The sequence below is a fragment of the Geobacter pickeringii genome, assembly GCF_000817955.1.
Classification (GTDB): domain Bacteria; phylum Desulfobacterota; class Desulfuromonadia; order Geobacterales; family Geobacteraceae; genus Geobacter; species Geobacter pickeringii.
Window position 1 is genome coordinate 15536 of the sequence record NZ_CP009788.1, and the last position, 20776, is coordinate 36311.

Here is a 20776-nt window from a genome sequence, read left to right on the forward strand (position 1 = left end):
GTGGCACTGACGCTTATGGAGACCAAGAAACTTCGCCTGCTGCTGGTTGAGGACTCGGAGGACGACGCGACCCTTCTGCTGCGTGATCTGCACAAGGGGGGGTACGAGCTGGAGCACGAGCGGGTCGAGACCATGCCGGACATGAAACAGGCCCTCGCCGGCCGGGAGTGGGACCTGGTCATCTCCGATTACCGGATGCCGAACTTCTCGGCGCCGGCCGCCCTGCAGACCCTGAAGAAAAGCGGCCTCGACCTCCCCTTCATCATCGTCTCCGGCAAGATCGGCGAGGAGATGCTCGTGGACGCCATGCGGGCCGGGGCCCACGACTACCTCATGAAGGGGAACCTGTCGCGGCTCATCCCCGCGGTGGAGCGGGAGCTGCGGGAAGCGGCCGAGCGGCGGACCCGGCGCCGGGCCGAGCTGGCGATCCGCCAGGGAAAGATCGAGTGGGAGGCGGCCTTCGACGCCGTCTCCGATCTCGTCGTCCTCACCGACCCGAAGGGGACGGTGATCCGCTGCAACAACAAGCTGATCGAGTACTTCCGCACCACCTACAACCGCGTCATCGGCACCGACATCACCACGCTCTTCTACGGCGACCGGGAGGCCGACGGGAGCATCTTCAGACTCTGCGCCGAGCTCAAGCCCGACCAGGAGGATGTCCGCTTCCCGATGCTCAAGGGGTGGTACAACGCCTCCTGCTACCCCATGCACCCCACCGAGAGCAAGCACGGCTACGTCTACGTCATCAAGGACATCACCAAGCGCAAGCGGATGGAGGAGGAGAAGAAGCTCACCGACCGGGAGCTCCTCACCCTCTACGCCGTCGCCTACCGCCTCAACTCCCGCCGCGGCTCCAAGCGGATCATGGTCGATCTCCTCTCCCAGCTCCACCACATGCTCCAGATCGATTTTTCCAGCATCCACCTTCTGGAGCGCGGGACCCTGACCCTCACCGCCTGGCTCGGCCTCTCCCGGGAGTTCGCCGCTGCATTCCGGACCCTGCGCCGGGATGTCGGCTGGGTCCGGGAGGTCCTGGGGGGGAAATCGATCAAATCCGACGAGATCTCCGGCCACTTCACCCCGGCGGTGGAGGAGGCGGCCGAGGCGATGGGGATGGGGGCGTGGTGCGCCCTCCCCCTCATGATCGGCTCGGGGGTGATCGGGGTCCTCTTCGTCTCCCACCGCTCGGTCCGCAACTACACCGACCGGGAGGTCTTCCTCCTCTCCTCCATCGCCAACCAGATGGCGGTCCTCATCGAGAACCACACCCTCTACGACCGGATGAAGGATAAGAACGAGGAGCTCCAACGGAGCAAGCGGGAACTGAAGGAGCACCTGGAGGAGGTGAAGCGGGCCAACATCGAACTCGGCCGCCTCAACCAGGCCAAGAACAGCTTCATCGGCATGGCCTCCCACGAGCTCAAGACCCCCCTCACCTCCATCATGGGGGGGCTCCAGCTCCTCCTCCACTACAGCGACATCCCCATGACCCCGGAGCAGAAGGAGATGATGGAGTCGGTCTATGAGGGGGTGACCCAGCTCAAGGGGATCGTCGACGACCTCCTCTCCATCTCCCGCATCGAGGCCAAGGGGTTCGTGCTGCAGAAGCGGCCGGTGAACCTCACCTCCCTCTGCGAGGAGGTCCGCCATACCCTTCTCCTCCCCCTGTCGGAGCGGGACATCGCGGTGACCATCGCCGCGGACTCCAGCGCCATCCCGGCGGACGAGGGGTTCTGCCGGCTCGTGGTCCGCAATCTCCTGGAAAATGCCATCAAGTTCACGCCGGATGGCGGGCGAATCGAAATCTCCGGACACGCCGTCGGCCGCAACGAGCTCCTCGGCCGGCGGGAGTTCCTCCGCTGCTTCTACCGGGAGTTCCCCGAGAATGTGGAGAAGTCGGGGGGGTTCTACCGCCTCGACGTCGCCGACACCGGGGTCGGCATCCCCGAGGAGGAGCGGGTGCGGATCTTCGAGAAGTTCTACGGCATCGGCGACATCGCCTACCACTCCTCGGGAAAGACCGGCTACATGTCCAAGGGGTCGGGGCTTGGCCTCTCCATCGTCAAGGGGATCATGGACGCCCACGGTCACGCCGGATGGCGGGCGAATCGAAATCTCCGGACACGCCGTCGGCCGCAACGAGCTCCTCGGCCGGCGGGAGTTCCTCCGCTGCTTCTACCGGGAGTTCCCCGAGAATGTGGAGAAGTCGGGGGGGTTCTACCGCCTCGACGTCGCCGACACCGGGGTCGGCATCCCCGAGGAGGAGCGGGTGCGGATCTTCGAGAAGTTCTACGGCATCGGCGACATCGCCTACCACTCCTCGGGAAAGACCGGCTACATGTCCAAGGGGTCGGGGCTTGGCCTCTCCATCGTCAAGGGGATCATGGACGCCCACGGCGGGATGGTCTGGGTGGAGCCGGGGGCCGGCGGGACGGGGAGCGTCTTCTCCCTCATCTTCCCGACGGAATGAGGTCTGAGTCCATGGATTCGGCCCTTTCACTCCGTGGCATCACCAAGCACTACGGCTCCCTCGCGGCGGTGGAGCGTTTCTCCCTGGAGGTGGCGCGGGGGACCATCTTCGCCCTCCTCGGCCCCAACGGCGCCGGCAAGACCACCATCATCAAGATCCTCACCACGCTCATCCGCCCCGATGCCGGCACGGCGCTGGTGGAGGGGCACGACGTGCAGCGGGCGGGGAAAGAGGTGCGCCGCCTCATCGGTGTCGTCCCCCAGGACAACAACCTGGACCGCTACCTCACCTGCCGGGAGAACCTGGCCATGCAGGCCCGGCTCCACGGCATGGCCCCCGCCGACTACAACCGCCGGATCGACGAGCTCCTGGAGCTGGTGGGGCTCAGCGGGCGCCAGCACGACTTCCCCGACACGTTCAGCGGTGGGATGCAGCGGCGCCTCGTGGTGGCCCGGGCCCTGGTCCACCGCCCCCGGGTTCTCTTCCTCGACGAGCCCACCACCGGCCTCGACCCCCAGTCCCGCCGGGCGGTCTGGGAGTACGTCGACTCGCTGCGGGATTCCATGACCATCTTCCTCACCACCCACTACATGGACGAGGCCGACGCCCTCTGCGACCGGATCGTCATCATGGACCACGGCCGGGCCCTGGTGGACGGGAGCTCCGCGGAGCTCAAGGAGCGGATGGCCCATGCCCACGTCTACGAGCTCCAGTTCCGGGCCCATGCCGACCGCTACGAGGCGATGCTCGCCGGCTTCCCCTTCGTCCGGTCGCTCCAGCGCGCGGGGGACACCTTCCGCCTCTGTCTTGCCGGCGAGGAAAGCCTGAAACCCCTCATGGACGCCATCGGTACCGAGGATATCCGGAAGCTCTGCCTGCGGGAGCCGTCCCTGGAGGATGTCTTTATCGAGCTGACGGGGCGGGAGGTTCGGGAATAATGTTCAAGGGTGCCTTCTCCATCTGGAACCGCGACATGCTGGTGCTCCGCCGCAGCCTCTTCTCGGAGCTGCTGGCGGTGGTCGCCTCCCCCCTCACCTTCTACCTCGCCTTCGGTTTTGGCCTCAAGGGATACATCGCCAACGTGGAGGGGGTCCCCTACACCGTCTTCATGGCGCCGGGACTCATCACCATGACCGCCGTTTCGGCCGCCTTCGACGAGAGCGCCTGGAGCATGTGGTTCCATCGTAAGGTCCAGCGGACCATCGAGGCGTACCGGGTGACCCCCATCACGGTCTACGACATCGTCATCGGCAAGATCATCTCCGGCTTTACCCACGGCGCCCTCAAGGGGGTGGCGGTGGCTACGGTCATCTTCCTCCTGACGGGGTTCCGCGTCGCGGTGGCCCATCTGGCCGGGTACCTCGCCTTCATCGTCCTCGGTTCCATGATCTTCTCCTGTATCGGCACGGTCTGCGGTACCGTCCTCGATAAGCCGGAGACCATCGGCAAGGTCCAGGCGGTGGTGATCATGCCGCTCATCTTCATGTCCGGGGTCTTCTTCCCGGTCTCCTCCTATCCCGCCGGCGTCCGCGCCTTCGTGACGGCCATCCCGACCACTGCCCTCTTCGAGGGATCGCGGGTGGCGCTCCTGACGGGGGAGCTGAACGGCTCCTCCCTCGCCATTCTCGCCCTCTCCGCCGCCGTTGCCTTTGCCGGCGCCGTGGCCATCTTCAACCGGAAAATCGAAGAGTAGGGGCGGGGCGCTAAACTTCTTGTGCTGCCGGCGCCGTTCATAGTAGGATTTAAAGGATTGTCACACAAACGGAGAACCAAATGGCCGAAGAATTCATACCCAAATGGGTTGCCTGGGAAACCACCCAGAAATGCAACCTCAAGTGCGTCCACTGCCGCTGTTCTTCCGACATGACCTCCTCCGAAGGGGACTTCACCACTGACGAGGGGAAAAAGCTCCTCAAGGAGATCGCCGACTTTTCCAAGCCGGTGGTCGTTCTCTCCGGCGGCGAGCCCCTCATGCGCAAGGACATCTTCGAACTGGCCGAGTACGGCACCTCTCTCGGCCTGCGGATGTGCATGGCCACCAACGGGGCGCTGGTCACCGACGAGATCTGCGCCAGGATGAAGAAGGCCGACATCAAGATGGTCTCCCTATCGCTGGACGGCTCCTCCGCCGAGGTCCACGACAACTTCCGCCAGTGCCCCGGCTCCTTCGAAGGGGTCGTGCGCGCCGCCGAGATCTTCCGCCGCAATGGCCAGAAGTTCCTCATCAACTCCTCCTTCACCAAGCGGAACCAGCACGACATCGCCGACACCTTCAAGCTTGCCAAGTCCCTGGGGGCCACCGCCTGGTACATGTTCATGATCGTCCCCACCGGCCGGGGGGAGGAGATCATGAACGAGCTCATCACCAAGGAGGACTACGAGGAGATCCTGGAGTGGCACTACCAGCAGGAGAAGCTGGAGGACGACATCCTCATGCGCCCCACCTGCGCCCCCCACTACTACCGGCTCGTCCCCCAGAAGGCTAAGGCCGAAGGGGTCAAGTTCGAGCGCCGGTCGCTTACCTTTTCCACCGGCGGCGGCAAGGGGTGCATCGCGGCCCAGACCATCTGCCTCATCGACTGCTTCGGCAACGTGAAGCCCTGCTCCTACTTCCACCGCACCGCCGGCAACGTGAAGGAAACCCCCTTCCGGGAGATCTGGGAAAACTCCGAGATCTTCAGGGACCTGCGCAACTTCAAGGCCTACAAGGGAAAGTGCGGCGAGTGCGAATACCTCAACGTCTGCGGTGGCTGCCGTGCCCGAGCCGACGCGGTGCACGGGGATTACATGGAAGAAGAGCCGTTCTGCAATTACGTGCCGATCCGGTTGCAGAAGGCGCAAGAAAAAGCATGAAAATCTGCCACGGAGACACGGAGGCACGGAGAAAAGCTGTAAGCTTTTTTGGTTTTAACCCCCGAAAAGGGTTTTTCGATTTTGCCGTTCTCTGTGCCTCTGTGTCTCTGTGGCGAAGATTTTGACTATAATTTTGGAGGATTTCCTATGAATAATCGTTTTCTCGACGCCTGCTGGGGGAAGCCCGTTGACCGCACCCCGGTGTGGCTCATGCGCCAGGCGGGGCGCTATCTCCCCGAGTACATGGCGGTGCGCTCCAAGTGCACCTTCCTGGAGCTCTGCAAGACCCCGGAGCTGGCGGCCGAGGTGACCATCCAGCCCATCGACATTCTTGGTGTCGACGCGGCGATCCTCTTCTCCGACATCCTCACCCCGGTGGAGCCCATGGGGCTGAAGCTCGACTTCGTCCCCGGCCCGGTCTTCGAGAATCCGGTCCGCACCATGGCCGATGTCGAAAAGCTCCGGATCCCGAACCCCGAGGAGGATGTTCCCTACGTCCTGGAGACCATCAAGATCCTTCGCCGGGAGCTGGCGGGCCGGGTGCCGCTCATCGGCTTCGGCGGCGCGCCCTTCACCCTCGCCTGCTACATGGTGGAGGGAAAGGGGTCCAAGGACTGGGCCACCATCAAGCGGATGATGTACGCCGCCCCCGAGGTCTACGCCGCCCTCATGGAGAAGGTGACCGTGATGGACATGGAGTACCTGAACGCCCAGATCCGGGCCGGCGCCCAGGCGATCCAGATCTTCGACACCTGGGGCGGGGTCCTCTCCCCCACCGACTATGAAAAGTTCGTTCTCCCCTACACCCAGAAGCTCATCAACGGCCTGAACCGCGAGAACACCCCGGTGATCCACTTCGTCAAGGGGGCCGGCACCATGCTGGAGACGGTCCAGAAGGCCGGTGGCGACGTCATGGGGCTCGACTGGCACGTGAATCTGGGGAAGGCCCGGGACGTGCTCGGCCCGAAGGTGGCCGTCCAGGGGAACCTGGACCCCACGGTCCTCTACGCCCCCAAAGGGGTCATCGAGTCCGAGGTGAAGCGGGTTCTGGACGAAAACGCCGGCCGCCCCGGCCATATCTTCAATCTGGGGCACGGCATCCTCCCCTCGGTGCCGCCGGAGAATGCCATCCACATGGTCGACTGCGTGCACCGGCTGTCGCAGCGGTAGCCGGCAGGGAACCGCGGAGAACGCGAAAGGGACGGTCGAGATGACCGTCCCTTTTTTTGCGTCCGGCTCCGGAGGAAGCGCTCAGGGGGAGGAGCGGCCGAAGGTTCGCGCCAGGTCGTTGTCGATGACGTAGATGCAGACCTCTTTCGCCCCGTGCTTGTTGTAGCGGAACTTGGTGCAGAGGTTGCCGATGAGGAAGGAGACGTCGTCCCGGATCCGCTTGTCGTAGGTCTTGAACTCCTCCCGGCCGAAATCCTTGATGGCACGCCGGAAGTTGGCGTTGTCGAGGAACGGATCCAGGGCCTTTTCCTTGAGGTTGAAGACGTAGCGCTCGAAGAGGGTCTGGTAGAGCCTGGTTTCGGTGATCTTTTTCCCTTCGGAGAGGATTTCCTGGGAGAGGGTCCGGGAGGCGTACTCCTTCTGGGTGTCGCGCCGGAAGACGAGCCGGTGCTCGGGGGGCGCCTCGCTTCCCAGGAGCCGGGTCTCGATCCCCTCGAAGAAGGTGTCGGTGATCGGGAGTTTCTCTCCGGTCCAGGTGTTCTTCTCCACCACCCCCGGCTCGAAGTTGACGGCGAAGAGGTAGTTCTGCACCTCCCGGGAGATCTGCTCCTCGTTGTAGTAGTAGAGCGACTCCTTCACCTCCTGGAGAATGGTGAAGTTGTAAAGCCGCACCACCGAGTCGAGGAACCCGTCGGGGATCTGGCGCCCGAGCTCCGGCCGCACCTTGGTGAAGTAATTGGTGAGGATCGTCATCGTGATCATCTTGTCCTTGCGGGCGAAGGTGGAGTAGAAGTCGCCGAAGATCTTGATGGCGTCGCGTCCGGAGAAGCCGCTGTCTCCCTCGTTCTCGCTCTCGGCGATGATCTGGCGCCGCCGCTTGGCGGTGAGGAGCTTGCGGTCCTCCTCCGTGAGCCAGGGGGGGATGTGGCCGGTGTAGATCTCCATCTTGAGGAGCTGGAGGTTGAAGTCGCAGTACTGGCTGTAGCGGTGCGGCTCGGGAATCCAGTCGTGCATGGCGAGGGAGCGCTCCCGCATCCGCGAGGAGATGATGATCCGGGCGAAGTTGTGGAGCACCCGCGGCAGGAAGCTGTGGTCGATCTGCTTCCCGAAGATGGTGCGGTAGATCTGCACCTCGGTATTAAGGTCGAGGATGTACGGCACCTTGATGTACTCGATCCGGTCGAGGAACGACTGATAGCTCTCGATGTTCTTCTTGTCCTCGGGGTTCATGAGGGCGAGGAAGAGGGAGTCCACGTTCTCCTCCAGGTCGTCGACCTTGTGGATCCCTTCGCTGACGATGTTGTGGAGCTCGATGAGCCGGTCGGTGTTGTGCCCCTTGATGTCCATGAGGGCGTAGATGCCGTTGTTGGTCTTGGCGTACTGGGAGAAGAGGTACTTGACCTGGTTGGAGTCGCGCAGCACCCCGTTCAGGCGGCCCTGGAGCATCTCGTTGGTGAAGACGTTCTGGCGCATCGGCTTGTCGCCGGGGTTGAAGACGCTGATCCCCTCGCCGAGACGGCGGTTGAAGCGGCAGGGGCGGGCGTAGAGCATCCGCAGGACCTCCTTGGGGCTTCCGAGCCGCGCCAGGAGCGCCTGGTAGAGGGAACTGCAGATGGTGCACGAGGTGTTGCGGAAGACCCACTCGTACTCCTTTTCGGTGAAGAGCCGCCACTTCATCTCGTCGTTCTTGAAGAGATCGTCGAAGAACTGGCGCCGGAGCTGCTTCGGTAAGACGAGGATCGGGTTGTCGTGGGAAGGGCACGGCACCTCGATGATGTCGTCCCCCACGTGGAATGCCTGCTCGGCCTCCAGGAGCTCCTCCTGGTTGAACTCGTGCTCCTCCAGGAGGCGGGAGAGCTTGTCGAGGAAGACCGCGGTCTCGTGGCGGGTGAAGCCGCCAAAGGCTTGGCGGTCAAGGCGCCAGATCGCCTCGTAGCGCATCCCCTGGTCGGTGTTGACGTAGTTCTCGAACTTGAGGAGGAGGTTGTTGAGGAAGGTGCTCTTGCCGCTCCCCGGCGGCCCCTCGAAGACGTAGATCTTGTTCTGCTGGGCCCCGCGCCGGAGGGAGTCGACCAGATTCACGAAACGGTTGGCAAAGAGCCGGTCGGCGAAGAAGGGGTTGTCGGTCGCCTCCGCGAAGAGGGGGCGGCAGTCGTAGAAGTTGTACTGGATCGACTCCGGGTCGTCGGGGTACTCGTCCCCCCGCCGGGTGATGTGACTCATCACCATGTCGTGGAAGACCTGGAAGACGTTGCGGACCACGCGGCTGGGGTTTGCCACGAGAACCCCGAGGAACTCCTCGAAGGGGATCGCCCCCCGGTGCTCCCGGCCGCCGAGGCTCCGGTCGATATGCTGCAGTGCCTGTGCAATGGTGTCCATGGGCTGATCCATCAGAGAACGGTTCGCGAAAGGGTCCGGTTCTCCATGGTGTAGACGAACCGGCGCCAGTGGATCTTCTTCTCTTCTTCCCGCGTCGTCTTCACCGCCTCCTCGGGCGGGGGGAGCCCCGCCTCGGTCGTTTCCAGCTTCACCGGTCCCCCCCAGAGGTACTCGATCCCCATGAGGGAGTTGGCAATGAAGTCCTTCACCAGCGGCTTTCCCTCGAAGGTGTGGTTGAGGTAGAGGTACTCCCCTCCCCCCTTCTTCGGATCAACCTCGATCCGCGGCGGGTGGTAGAGGGCGTCGAGGAGCATCTCCCGGTAGGCCTCGGCCTTGCGGCTCTTAACGTAGTACTGCCAGCGCATCCGCGCCTTGTCGAGCCGCTTGCCGACCACGAAGAGGTCGTGGCGGTCGACGAAGTCCTGGTCGACGTAGCGGGTGATGAACGAGAAGTCGCAGAGGTTCTCCCGCACCGCGAAGATGAACTCCCGCCCCGTGCCGGTGGCGCGATCGAACTTCTTCCGGGAGTCGATGTCGGCGAGGCGCTGGAATTCAAGGGAAATCCGTCCCTTGTCGGCCATCTCCTCGATCTGCTGGAAGAGCCGCATCCCGATGGCGTAGGGGTTGAGGCCGACCCGCGGCAACGAGGTGACCCCCGAGTGGACCCGGGCGAAGTCGACCTCGTGGCCGGCGATCCGCTCATCGGTCAGGAAGAGCGTCTCATGCCAGTAGCTCGCCCACCCCTCGTTCATGATCTTGGTCCGGATCTGGGGCTGGAAGTAGACCGAGGTCGACCGGACCACCTCCAGCACCCCCTTCATCCACCGGTTCTCGTCCCGGTTCAGGAACGGCGACTGCTCCATGATGAACTGCATGAGGTCGAGCCGCTGCGCCTTCTTCTCCTTAAGGCTCTTGAGGAAGAGCGCCTCGAACTCCGGATGCTTCACCACCACGTCGGCAAAGAACGCTTCTTCGCCGAGCTCCGGGTTGTCCCGCAGGCACTGGTTGTAGCGCTCGATCTCCTTGACGTAGGCGGCGGTCTTCACCCGCTTCACCGTCTGGAGGAAGACGTCGAAGTAGTAGTCGAGCCGTCGGGAGAAGGGGGGGCGCTCTCCCCGGAAGTGCCCCGAGAGGACATCGAAGTATCCCACCAGGTTGTCGATGGAGCGGGCGAACTCGATGACGTAGTCGACCCAGCGGCCGTGCTCGGAGCGCAGCCGCGCGATGAGCCGCTTGTCGGCCAGGGCCTTGCCGGTCAGGTCGTATTCCCAGGTGTGGCGGAAGAAGATGTTGTTCTGGAAGAAGTCGATGTGGGCCAGCACGTGATAGAAGATCATCACGTTGAGCCAGTCGGGGTTGTTGTCGTTGTAGAAGGAGATGGGGGGACGGGTATTGATGACCGTCTCGTAGGGGTTGTGGGGGTAGAGCTCGTACTTCCCCTTCTCCTTCAGCACCTCCACGTCATGGACCCAGTAGTCGTAGAGGGTCGGGATCATCACCTTCGGGTGGAGCTCCAGCATGTCCCGGTTGGTGACGATGTATTCGAGGGTTTCGTCCGAGAAGCGCAGCCCCGCATCGCGAGCCCGCTCCTTGCACCCCTCCATGATCGATTTCGTATGCTGGTCAATGAGTTGCATAGCTCAAAATCTCAGGAAATAAGCCGTCTGATCCCGTCGATAACCCGCGTCTCGTCGGCGTCTTCCCCCATGACGTCCAGCCGGAGGAGCTCCTGCTTTTCCTCCAGGAGCCCCGATTTCTTGAGGTAGCGCTCTACCTCGGTGTTGCCGCTGGAGCCGTAGGTATGCTCGGCGATGGTGATCCCGACCCGGTTGGCGTAGGTGAGCATCCGCCGCAGCTCGGGGATGGTCTCCTCGCCGTTGGTGTCCCAGTCGTCGCCGTCGGTGCCGTGGAAGACGTAGATATTGTAATCCTTGGCCAGGCTCTCTTTCTCCACGATGTCGTTCACGAGCCGCAGCGCCGCCGCCACCCGGGTTCCCCCCGCCACCTGGAGGTTGTAGTAGGTGTAGAAGTCCGGCACCTCCCGCGCGTCGTTGTCGTGGAGGACGAACCGCGACTCCACCTGCCTGGCGAACTGGTAGAGGAGCCAGCTGTAGATCAGCACGTGCTGCGAGCAGATCACCTCCGTCGCCTTCCCCTCCATGGAGCCCGAGTAGTCACGGACGAAGAAGACGAGGGCCTGGGACTCGTACTCCAGCTCCCGGGAGAGGATGCGGTAGATCCGGTCCCGGGGGTCGATGAGGAGACGGGTCGTGTCGATCTCCGAGACGTCATCGATGGTCCCGAGGTTGATGTTCGTCTCGATGATCCGCCGCAGGGTCTGCTTCTTCTCCAGGACCTGACCGAAGCCGCGGTTGCGGTCGGTGAGGTCGTAGGTGTAGTGGGAGAGGGAGCTCTTCTTCCCCTTTTCCTTCAGGTTCGGGAGGTTGAACCGCTCGGTCAGGATCCGTCCCAGGTCGTAGGCGGAGGATTCCAGCTCGTGCCCCTCCCCTTCCCCGTGCCCCGCCGTGCCGCTCCCCCCTCCTTTTCGGGGCGGACCGGCTGCTCGCCGATCACCTCCCCCTCATCCCCCTCGCCGGCTCCCCCCATCGACTCGTCTTCCTCCGGCGGGGTGGGGGCCCGGTCGTGGATCAGCTTCTCCTCCACGGTGGTCGGGACCACCACGAACTTCTCCTTCCCCCCCTTCCCCGGCTTGATCAGCTTGCCGATCCGGATCTTGCGGGGAAAACCGTCCTGCTCCCGCAGCCGGTCCCGCTCCAGCAGCTCGTCCAGGGAACGGATGCGGGTGGTGTAGGACTCCGCGGGCCCGGAGGAAAGGGAGGAGAGCTCCCATAGTTCAATGGATTTGGAATCTTCGGGTTTCATGGTGGTTTCGAACCATTGGGAAACGTGGATTTTTCGCAATCGTGAAGATCAACGCCGGGATTGCGGAACGGCCCCGTTTCTCTCTATATTTCATCCTCTTGGGTGCAGAAGTACTCTATCGTCTTCTGGGCGCAGGTGCGGCAGTAGCCGAGCTTCTTGAGCATGGTGTCGACCATCCGGTCGTAGAGTTTCTGATTCTCCTCATTGGTCCGGTTGGCCAGCGCCCCGATGAGGCTCCCCGCCCCGGCGATGTCGGACTTGAGCCGCACGTCGGTCACCGCCTTCACCAGCTCCAGGTTGTCCATGAAGTCGTAGTTGGGATCGACGGAGATCTTCTGGCCGTAGATCTTGCGGATGGAGGTCCGGAAGCTCTCCCGCTGCTCGTCGGTCTTGAGGCCGAGACGGTCCTCCACGTTGCGGACGTAGCGCTCGTCGATCTTCAGGGCCCGGATCTCGCCGGTCTGGGGGTCCTTGTACTTCCACATCTTGTCGGGTCCCAGGTTCTCGGCGTCGACACCGATGATCATGTTTACGTAGTTCATGACATCCTTGCGGATGGCGTAGGGCTCGTCCATGTAGGCGTTGAACATCTCGGTCATGATCCGCTCGCGGTAGAGGCTCTTGGCGGTCTTGAGGTCCTCCAGGTACTTGGCCCGGTCGTTCTGGTCGGAGACGTAGTCGAGGACGATCCGCTCCATGGCCCGGAAGACGTCGTGGGCCACCATGCAGCGCCCCTCGTTGGTCTCGGAGCTCTCCACCAGGAGCTGGATCGCCCGCCCCAGGTTCCGCTGGCCAAGCCCCTTCTGGCCGAAACGCTTGGTGATGTCCTGCTCCTGGTTGAGGAGATCCACCACCTCGGCCAGGGTCTTGAGGCTCTTCTCGCCGGCGATCTCTCCCGCCGCCAGCTTCATGGTCTCGATGGGGGTGAGCTTTTCAGAGCGGGGGAGCCGCGTCAGCACCGCCGAAACGCTCGCCGCGTAGTTCAGGTTCGGGTCTTCGTGGAGCTCCTCGCGGCTGAGGGTGGTCTTGGTCTCGCCGCCGATGGCGTAGTCGGTGAGGCTCTCCTGCATCTTGTAGTTGGTGTTGTGGGAGACGTAGCAGATGCGGCAGCGGTCGATGATCGGCGCCTCCTCCTTCTCGGCCAGGAAGCGGTTGAACTCGGCGTTGTTGCTCGTGGCGATGATGAGGGTGTCGATGGGCCAGCGGTAGCCGTCGATCTCGATCACCCGGTTCTGGATGACGCCAAGGTAGACCTGCACCAGGTCCTTCTTGTTCTTGTAGATCTCGTCGGAGAAGTGGATGCCGCCACCGGCCACCCGGGCCAGGGCCCCGCGGCGCAGGTCGAAACGGTAGGGGTTGTTGATGTCGGTGATGTGGAGCAGTCGCTGGATCGACTCCTCGCCGAGGAGGTCCACGGCGCTGGAGGTGATCTTGTCCTTGGCGGCGTACTTGCCGGTGACGGTCCCCAGGGTTTCGGTGAGGGGGACCGGAATGATCTCGATGAATCTGAGCATCTGGGCCACGTCACCGCCGGTGAAGTTCCGGATGTCGTTCCAGATGTAGCCGCTGCAGGCCCCCAGCGGCCGGTAGTTGGCGTAGAGCCGCTCCAGCTCCCGGTCGTCGAAGCCGAACTCCCGGACCAGATACGCCTCGGTCTCGTCCCGGCTCTCCAGGAGGTTCATGGCGAGGACCATGGGGTCTTCGTAGGTCTGGGACTCGATGACGCCGATCCTGCCGTAGCTCCCGAGCTGCTCCATCCCGACGAAGCGGAAGGTGTACTTCCGGTTCTCCGGGCGGGCGAGGAATTCGCGGTAACGGGCGCAGACATACTCGACGACGAAGGTCTTGCCGTTGCCCGGCTCCCCCACCAGGACAAAGGCCATCTCCTTGGAGGAGCCCCCCTCCGCCGCGTCCTTGACGAAGGAGACGAAGCTGTTGATCTCGTCGTACATCCCGACGGGGTGCTTGCGGCCGCTGCGGAAGATCCGGAAGTCGTAGGTCATCCGGCCGTTCACCACCACCTTGTCGATCCCCGCCTCCAGGATCATCCGGGATACCCCCTGAAAGGCGTTCTCGAACCGGCGCTCCCCCGCCTTGACGGCCGCCGCGTGCTGGGCCAGCGTCCCGATGCTGTTACCGTTCATCGTCTTTTCCCCTCCCTCGTCGCTGCGGGATCCCGGGGCATCCCCCCGTCGTTTATTAATTATACACAATTTTCCCGGGCGCCAAGGAGAGGAGGTTATTTTTTTAAAACGAATAATATGAGTTAAATCAATGTATTGGGTGGGGTGAAAGGACGGTGGGAACGAGGGGGATCAAAAAAAGGGAGGGAACCGAAGTCCCCTCCCTTTCGTCTGCAGCCGGTGGATGACCGGGCGGCGCACTACATCATGCCGCCCATTCCACCCATGCCCCCCATGCCGCCGGGCATGGCCGGCATGGCAGCTTCTTCCCGCGGCTTTTCGGCGATCATCGCCTCGGTGGTCAGCATGAGGCCGGCCACGGAAGCGGCGTTCTGCAGCGCCGAGCGGGAGACCTTGGTCGGGTCGATGATCCCGGCGGCGAGCATGTCGACATACTCGTCGTCGGCGGCGTTGTAGCCGAAGGCGTCCTTGCCGTTTCTCACCTTGTCGACCACGATGGAGCCGTCGACGCCGGCGTTCTGGGCAATCTGGCGGATCGGCGCCTCAAGGGAGGCCTTGATGACGTTGACGCCGAACTGCTGCTCGGCCTCAAGCTTGAGCGCGTCGATGACGGAGAGGGCGCGGATGTAGGCAACGCCGCCGCCGGGGACGATCCCCTCGTCAACGGCCGCGCGGGTAGCGTGGAGGGCGTCCTCGACGCGGGCCTTCTTCTCCTTCATCTCGGTTTCGGTGGCGGCACCGACCTTGATGACGGCAACGCCGCCGACCAGCTTGGCGAGGCGCTCCTGGAGCTTCTCGCGGTCGTAGTCGCTGGTGGTCTCTTCGATCTGGGCGCGGATCTGCTTCACGCGGCCCTGGATGTCGGTCTCGGTGCCGGCGCCGTCGATGATGGTGGTGTTGTCCTTGTCGATGGTGACGCGCTTGGCGACGCCGAGCATGTCCATGGTGGTGTTCTCGAGCTTGAAGCCGATTTCTTCGGAGATCACCTTGCCGCCGGTGAGGATGGCGATGTCTTCCAGCATCGCCTTGCGGCGGTCACCGAAGCCCGGAGCCTTGACGGCGCAGATGTTGAGGACGCCGCGGAGCTTGTTCACCACCAGGGTGGCCAGGGCCTCGCCCTCGATGTCTTCGGCGATGATCAGGAGCGGACGGCCGCTCTTGGCGGTCTGCTCAAGAACCGGGAGGAGGTCCTTCATGTTGGAGATCTTCTTGTCGTGGATCAGGATCATGACGTTCTCGAGGGACGCCTCCATCCGCTCCGGATCGGTCACGAAGTAGGGGGAGAGGTAGCCGCGGTCGAACTGCATCCCTTCCACGGTCTCGAGGCTGGTCTCCATCGCCTTGGCTTCCTCGACGGTGATGACCCCTTCCTTGCCGACCTTCTCCATCGCCTGGGCGATGATGTCGCCGATGGTCTTGTCGTTGTTGGCGGAGATGGTGCCGACCTGGGCGATCTCCTTGTGGTCCTTGATCGGCTTGGAGATCTTCTGGAGCTCGGCCACGATGGTCTCCACGGCCTTGTCGATGCCGCGCTTGATCTCCATCGGGTTGTGGCCGGCGGCCACCAGCTTGGAGCCCTGGCGGTAGATGGCCTGGGCAAGCACCGTGGCGGTGGTGGTGCCGTCACCGGCAACGTCGGAGGTCTTGGAGGCGACTTCCTTCACCAGCTGCGCTCCCATGTTCTCGAACTTGTCCTCCAGCTCGATCTCCTTGGCGACGGTGACGCCGTCCTTGGTGATGAGCGGGGAGCCGAACGACTTCTCGATGACCACGTTGCGCCCCTTGGGGCCCAGGGTCACCTTGACCGCGTCGGCGAGGGCGTTGACACCTTTCAGGATGGCGTTGCGCCCTTCCTGGTCGAACTTGATGATCTTGGCTGCCATGTCTGCTATTCCTCCATAGGGTATTGATAATCGATTGCTAACGGCAGGTTGCCCTGCCCTGATGGGCTTGGGTCGGCCTTACTCGATGACGCCGAGGATGTCGTCCTCACGCATGATGAGATACTCCTGCCCCTCGATCTTGATCTCGGTGCCGGCGTACTTGCCGAAGAGCACCTTGTCGCCCGCCTTCAGGTCGACCGGGATCACCTTGCCGTCCTCGGTCTTCTTGCCATTGCCGACGGCGACGATCTCGCCACGCTGGGGCTTTTCCTTGGCGGTGTCGGGGATGAGGATGCCGCCTGCGGTCTTGGTCTCCTCCTCAATCCTCTTGACAATGATGCGGTCCTGCAACGGTCTGAGATTCATCTGCTTCTTCTCCTTTCTTGCCACGTAGGTAGTGTCGCGGGATTTCATCGAAAAAAATTAGCACTCGATCCGGCTGAGTGCTAACACGGAGTAACTATAATCACCGCCTTGGTAAAAATCAAGTCATTCGCGGAAAAATTTTTCGGAGGACGAGAAGCCTGTCGGCGTCAGGACCAATCGGCTGCAAATCCGTCTGGATGGTCCCTATTTCCGACAGGCCGCCTAGCGGCGCGTGGCGAGGGGGGCGATGATCCGCTGGGCGAGTTCCCGGGCGATGTCGTGGGCGAGACGGTCCCGCTCCCGGTCGATGGTGGATTTGTCGTGGTCGAAGAAGGTTTCCATCGGCAGGAAGATCTCCACCGACGGCACCCGCATCCCCGGCTCCGTCAGGTAGGCCCGGGCCTTGGCCCGGATGTTGGTGGCGCAGCAGCCGGAGTCCTCCACGTAGCTCCAGATGTCGCCCGAGATGTAATGCTGCCGCGAGAGCCAGACCGGGTCCACATCCTTCACCTCCTCCTTCAGGATGACGAAGGAGGCGACGCCGGTATCCCGGCGGCGGCTGTTGAGGATGTCGACGAAGTCGTTGAAGACCGCCTCGCTGAAGCTCTCGGGGACCAGGGCCGCCGTGAAGGGGATGATGTAGATCGTCTCCGCGGCGGCAGGCTTGAAGGTGGGGGCGACGGAGACCTTCGCCTTCGGGCCGCAGCCGGCCAGCAGCAGCGCGGCGAGAAGGGTGAGGAGCGAGGAGAGGAAGGCTCTCCGTGTCAGGCGCGGTCCAGGGGTCACCATTTCCGTTTCGCCATCTCTTCCTGGTGGAACTTGTGGTAGAGGATCTCGTACTCGCGGCTGCCGGGGACCTTGGCCTGGGCGTAGGAGGCGAGCTTCTTCCGGACGATGGCGTCCACCTCTTCGGCGACGGAGAAGAAGGCGGTGATCGTCTCCTTGATGCAGGCGAGCGACTGGCGCTCGTCCGGGAAGTCGGCCAGATCGTCCTTCCAGAGCCGGTCGTAGATCCGGTGGGCCAGGTGGGAAATGCGGTCTTCGGATATGGACATGGATGGGTGCTCCCTCTTCACCGGGGCAGGCCGGGGGAGATCAGAGGACGATCCCCTTCTCCTTGGCGAGCCGGTCCTTGATCATCTTCAGCATCTTGTGCCGGTCGATGCCGGCCCCTCCCCCCATGGAGCGGAGCGTCTGCTCCAGGAGGCGCTCCGCCTCCCGCTCCAGGTCCTCCTCCCCCTTCACGTCGTCGGCCACCGCCTTCCTGATTCCGTCGAGGATCTTCCCCCGCTCCGTCTTGAGGGTGATGAGCCCGGAGGCGGTAAGGGCCTCCAGGACCCGCTCGGCCAGTTTGCTGATCTGTTCGTCTTTGAGTCGCATCGGTTCCTCGGTGGGGGGAAGGCGGCTACCGGAGCCCCTTCAGGTAGGCGACGAGAGCGTCGAGTTCCGTGGCGGGGAGTCCCTTGAAGGATGGCATGGTGCTGGCCGGATTTTTCTTCTTCGGATTGACGAGCTGCTCGCGCAGCGCCTTTTCGTTAACGGAGGCGCCGATGCGGCTCAGGTCGGGCCCCAGGATTCCTCCTGCTCCCTTCACTTTATGGCACATGGCGCATTTTTCCCGGAAGAGCTTCTCCCCCGCCGGGGCGGCAAGGGCGGTGGAGGCGGCAAGGGTGAGGAGGAGACCGAAGGTCACGGTGCGCTGCATGGTGCTCTCCTTTGCGGGGGAAATGTGCCGCCCATTCTACTGAATCGGGGGGAAAATGCAAGGCCGGTGCGGGGCGGGGGTCAGAAATCGAGGATGCTCGTCGCCACCTGGTCCCAGTAGGTGACGTACCCCTCCCGCCACTTGACGAACCGGACCCGCCCGTCCTGGGAGACGACGATGGCGATGGCGTCACGGAGCTCGTTGCAGAGGCGGTAGGCCGAGCGGTGGCGGGTGCCGACCCCTTCGGTGTGTTCGGGCTCGGTGCGGGTTCCCTCCAGATCCAGTGCCCGGCGGACGCAGCGGACCTTTTCGAGTTTCCCCGAGATCTCGGCGCCGAAGCCGAGGATCTCGAACCGCCTCGTCATCACCACCGCGCCGTCCACCGCCGTAAGCGACGCCACGAGGTGGGCGAGCTCGAAGAGCTTTTCATCCAGCAGGGAGAGGCGTGGATCATCGCTGGCCACATAATCGTTCCACCCCACCTCCCGGTCCCGCACCCCCGCCCTGCCGAAGACCGTGCAGAGGGCGTTCATGATGTCGACCAGGATCGTCCGGAAGCGCTGCCGCGGCTCCTCCTCCACGAAGGTGTAGGAGAAGTTCACGTAGCGGTTGTCCGCCATGAAATCCGCGACCCGTTCCGGCGGGACGAAGAGAATGGTGCCGCCGTGGTGGGAGTTGCGGATGATGCCGACGATCCGCCGCACGACGTGCTGGCCGATGGTCCGCACGAAATGCGGATCGAGGGGGGCCCACTCGTTTCCCTCGCGGCGGCGGGCCGCCTCGTGGAGCGCCAGCAGCTCCGCGCGCTCATTGTTGAAGCTTTCGGGGAGCCAGGGGGAGTCGAAGACGTCGAGGCTCGGACAGGCGATCTCCCCCCCCTTAAGGGTGGCGATGATGGTGAGGCCGATGCAGGCCGAGATCCGGCCCGGCCCGGTCACGTAGAGGACGGGGACCGACGGGAGGGGATTGAAGCTCTTGCCGCCGCCGTGGACCGTCTGCACCCACCGCGGCCCCGACTGGACGAGCCCCCAGATCCGGAGCGTCCCGTCGGGGTCCGGGGCAACGCCGATGAGGGAGCGGTAGAAGTCCACCGTGGGGGAGAGCCGCCGCAGCTCGTTCTCGTCGAAGGGGCGGGGGGAGGCGAAGACGATGCGGTGGAAACCGTCGGGGGGGCCCTGATCGGGAGGGAAGGAGGCGGGATCGCGCAGGATCAGGCGGAAGCGGACCGGTCGCTCCTCCTCCCGCATGAGGCTTGCCTGGTAGCAGGTGGAAATGAGGTGCTCGAGCTGCGTCAGGCCGGGAATCGACTCCGGCCGGGTATCGGCGTAGCGCTCCTGCCAGTCGGGGCAGATGGGGCGCCCTTCCAAGTGGTCGTGGATGAAGGTGGCAAAGTCGCGGGGGTAGAAGTGGGGCATCGGTTCCTCCGGGGCCGGCACCGCCACGCTCCCTCGGGGGACGGCGCGGTGCGGGCGGGATTCGAAGATAGTGTACCGGCCGCCGGCCGTTTGTCCACCGGGCCCCGGGGGGAGAGCCGCGCCGGTGCGAGGGGGAATGGGTTGACCGCGCCGTTTCCCCTCTGCTATCGTTGGCCGGGAGCAACGTTACGAACCGGAAAGGGAGGGGCGCGTGCTGATCGTCATGAACCACAAGGCGGGAGAGAGGCAGATCGAGGCCGTCGTGAAGGCGGTGGAGCGGATGGGGCTCAAGGCGGTACCGATTCCGGGCAGCGAGCGGACTGCCATCGGGGTCCTCGGCAACAAGGGGTATGTGGACGACTCAACCATCCGCGACCTGGTGGGGGTGCAGGAGGTGATCCACGTCTCCAAGCCGTACAAGCTGGTCTCCCGCGACTTTCATCCGCGGCCGACCGTCGTCAAGGTCTGCGACGTCTCCATCGGCGAGGGGAAGCGCCCGGTGGTGGTGGCGGGCCCCTGTGCCGTGGAGAGCGAGGAGCAGATTCTCCGGACCGCCCGGGCGGTGAAGAAGGCCGGGGCGGACCTGTTGCGCGGCGGGGCCTTCAAGCCCCGCACCGGCCCCCACACCTTCCAGGGGTTGCGGGAGGAGGGGCTGAAGCTCCTCGCCAAGGCTCGGGAGGAGACGGGGCTTCCCATCGTGACCGAGGTGATGAGCCCCGACACCGTGGGGCTCGTGGCCGAGTATGCCGACCTCCTCCAGGTGGGGGCCCGCAACATGCAGAATTTCGAACTCCTCAAGGAGCTCGGCCGGATCCGCAAGCCGGTCCTCCTCAAGCGGGGGATGAGCGCCACCATCGAGGAGTTCCTCGCCGCCGCCGAGTACATCCTCGCCGAGGGAAACCATCAGGTGATCCTCTGCGAGCGCGGCATCCGCACCTTCGAGACCGCCACCCGCAACACCCTCGATCTGGCGGTGGTCCCCCTCATCCGCGAACTGAGCCACCTGCCGATCATGATCGACCCCTCCCATGCCACCGGGAAGCGGAGCCTCGTCCCTCCCATGGCGAAGGCGTCGCTGGTGGCGGGGGCCCATGGCGTCCTCGTGGAGGTCCATCCGGAACCGGACAAGGCCCTCTCCGACGGTCCCCAGTCCCTTACCATCCCTGGCTTCGAGGCGCTCATGGAGGAGCTGCGGCGGCTCGCGGCGTTCCTCGGCTACGGCGCCGCGGCGGGGGAAAATGCCCCTTGATTTCTCCCGGGGGCGACGGTACACTGAATACGAACTCTCGGTTCTCTCTGCCATGCTCGTGAGGCTGACACGCCCGAGCGGAACATTTACTAACACCGGGGGTCTCTTCAAGCCGTGGTGAGCTGCCCCATTGCGCGGGATTTGCCTGAAGCGGCCAAGAGGCTTCCACCTGTAAGGGAACTCGCTGTGAGGCCCCGACGCCAACGGCATGGTGGAGAGATGACGAAAACGGGGAAGCGGCACGCCGCTTCCCCGT

Annotated in this window: 18 protein-coding genes, 1 other RNA gene and 1 pseudogene; 8 read left to right on the top strand and 12 right to left on the bottom strand. The window is 63.9% G+C overall.

Annotation, left to right across the window (positions count from 1 at the left end):
- Positions 1–15 precede the first annotated feature (15 nt).
- The 6 genes and pseudogenes from GPICK_RS17950 to hemE form a co-directional block, all read left to right on the top strand.
- Positions 16–1848, top strand: a pseudogene (locus GPICK_RS17950) (histidine kinase dimerization/phospho-acceptor domain-containing protein); the annotation flags it as partial.
- A gap of 40 nt (positions 1849–1888) precedes the next feature.
- Positions 1889–2473 carry a sensor histidine kinase gene (locus GPICK_RS18130; protein ID WP_407920205.1) on the top strand — a complete coding sequence of 195 codons (585 nt, stop codon included), beginning with the start codon at positions 1889–1891 and terminating at the stop codon, positions 2471–2473.
- A gap of 11 nt (positions 2474–2484) precedes the next feature.
- Positions 2485–3411, top strand: coding sequence for a daunorubicin resistance protein DrrA family ABC transporter ATP-binding protein (locus GPICK_RS00055; RefSeq protein ID WP_039745051.1), 927 nt, complete (start codon positions 2485–2487; stop codon positions 3409–3411).
- Complete coding sequence (locus tag GPICK_RS00060; protein ID WP_039739352.1) at positions 3411–4166, top strand: ABC transporter permease; 756 nt, start codon at positions 3411–3413, stop codon at positions 4164–4166. Before GPICK_RS00055 ends, GPICK_RS00060 begins: the two co-directional genes overlap by 1 nt.
- Positions 4167–4246: 80 nt before the next feature.
- Complete coding sequence (locus GPICK_RS00065) at positions 4247–5326, top strand: radical SAM/SPASM domain-containing protein (RefSeq protein ID WP_039739356.1); 1080 nt, start codon at positions 4247–4249, stop codon at positions 5324–5326.
- A 147-nt stretch (positions 5327–5473) separates the two neighbouring features.
- Positions 5474–6496, top strand: a complete 1023-nt coding sequence (gene hemE / locus GPICK_RS00070) for a uroporphyrinogen decarboxylase (protein WP_039739359.1) — start codon at positions 5474–5476, stop codon at positions 6494–6496.
- Positions 6497–6577: 81 nt separating this feature from the next.
- Here the strand turns inward: hemE and GPICK_RS00075 are convergent, their stop codons facing one another.
- From GPICK_RS00075 to GPICK_RS00125, 12 genes are all read right to left on the bottom strand, one after another.
- The gene (locus GPICK_RS00075; protein WP_039745053.1) at positions 6578–8875 is read right to left on the bottom strand and encodes a serine protein kinase PrkA; all 2298 of its coding nucleotides are present in this window, start codon (positions 8873–8875) and stop codon (positions 6578–6580) included.
- Positions 8876–8886: 11 nt separating this feature from the next.
- Positions 8887–10512, bottom strand: a complete 1626-nt coding sequence (locus tag GPICK_RS00080; protein ID WP_039739361.1) for a SpoVR family protein — start codon at positions 10510–10512, stop codon at positions 8887–8889.
- An 11-nt stretch (positions 10513–10523) separates the two neighbouring features.
- The gene (locus GPICK_RS00085; RefSeq protein WP_330217066.1) at positions 10524–11369 is read right to left on the bottom strand and encodes a DUF444 family protein; all 846 of its coding nucleotides are present in this window, start codon (positions 11367–11369) and stop codon (positions 10524–10526) included.
- The gene (locus GPICK_RS18190; RefSeq protein ID WP_330217055.1) at positions 11333–11758 is read right to left on the bottom strand and encodes a hypothetical protein; all 426 of its coding nucleotides are present in this window, start codon (positions 11756–11758) and stop codon (positions 11333–11335) included. The genes GPICK_RS00085 and GPICK_RS18190 overlap by 37 nt, the downstream gene beginning before the upstream one ends.
- Before the next feature lie 83 nt (positions 11759–11841).
- On the bottom strand, positions 11842–13902 hold the full coding sequence (locus tag GPICK_RS00090) for a serine protein kinase (protein ID WP_039739363.1): 2061 nt from the start codon (positions 13900–13902) through the stop codon (positions 11842–11844).
- Between the two features lie 239 nt (positions 13903–14141).
- Positions 14142–15785 carry a chaperonin GroEL gene (groL, locus tag GPICK_RS00095; RefSeq protein ID WP_039739365.1) on the bottom strand — a complete coding sequence of 548 codons (1644 nt, stop codon included), beginning with the start codon at positions 15783–15785 and terminating at the stop codon, positions 14142–14144.
- Positions 15786–15863: 78 nt separating this feature from the next.
- Positions 15864–16151 (bottom strand): co-chaperone GroES, encoded by a 288-nt coding sequence (groES, locus tag GPICK_RS00100; RefSeq protein ID WP_039739367.1) that lies wholly within the window; start codon positions 16149–16151, stop codon positions 15864–15866.
- Between the two features lie 222 nt (positions 16152–16373).
- Positions 16374–16940 carry a hypothetical protein gene (locus GPICK_RS00105; protein WP_039739371.1) on the bottom strand — a complete coding sequence of 189 codons (567 nt, stop codon included), beginning with the start codon at positions 16938–16940 and terminating at the stop codon, positions 16374–16376.
- Entirely contained in the window at positions 16934–17206 is a 273-nt protein-coding gene (locus GPICK_RS17955) for a DUF507 family protein (protein WP_039739373.1), read from the bottom strand. The genes GPICK_RS00105 and GPICK_RS17955 overlap by 7 nt, the downstream gene beginning before the upstream one ends.
- A 40-nt stretch (positions 17207–17246) precedes the next feature.
- Positions 17247–17531: a DUF507 family protein gene (locus GPICK_RS17960; protein ID WP_039739376.1), complete on the bottom strand. Its 285-nt coding sequence runs from the start codon at positions 17529–17531 to the stop codon at positions 17247–17249.
- A gap of 25 nt (positions 17532–17556) precedes the next feature.
- Positions 17557–17856 (bottom strand): c-type cytochrome, encoded by a 300-nt coding sequence (locus GPICK_RS00120; protein WP_039739379.1) that lies wholly within the window; start codon positions 17854–17856, stop codon positions 17557–17559.
- 80 nt (positions 17857–17936) lie between these two features.
- Complete coding sequence (locus GPICK_RS00125; RefSeq protein ID WP_144400009.1) at positions 17937–19271, bottom strand: putative sensor domain DACNV-containing protein; 1335 nt, start codon at positions 19269–19271, stop codon at positions 17937–17939.
- Positions 19272–19482: 211 nt separating this feature from the next.
- On the opposite strand from GPICK_RS00125, the gene aroF reads away from it, so the two are divergent.
- The gene (gene aroF, locus GPICK_RS00130; RefSeq protein ID WP_039739382.1) at positions 19483–20520 is read left to right on the top strand and encodes a 3-deoxy-7-phosphoheptulonate synthase; all 1038 of its coding nucleotides are present in this window, start codon (positions 19483–19485) and stop codon (positions 20518–20520) included.
- Positions 20521–20561: 41 nt separating this feature from the next.
- A non-coding RNA gene (gene ssrS, locus GPICK_RS16775) (6S RNA) lies at positions 20562–20742 on the top strand.
- Positions 20743–20776: the final 34 nt, after the last annotated feature.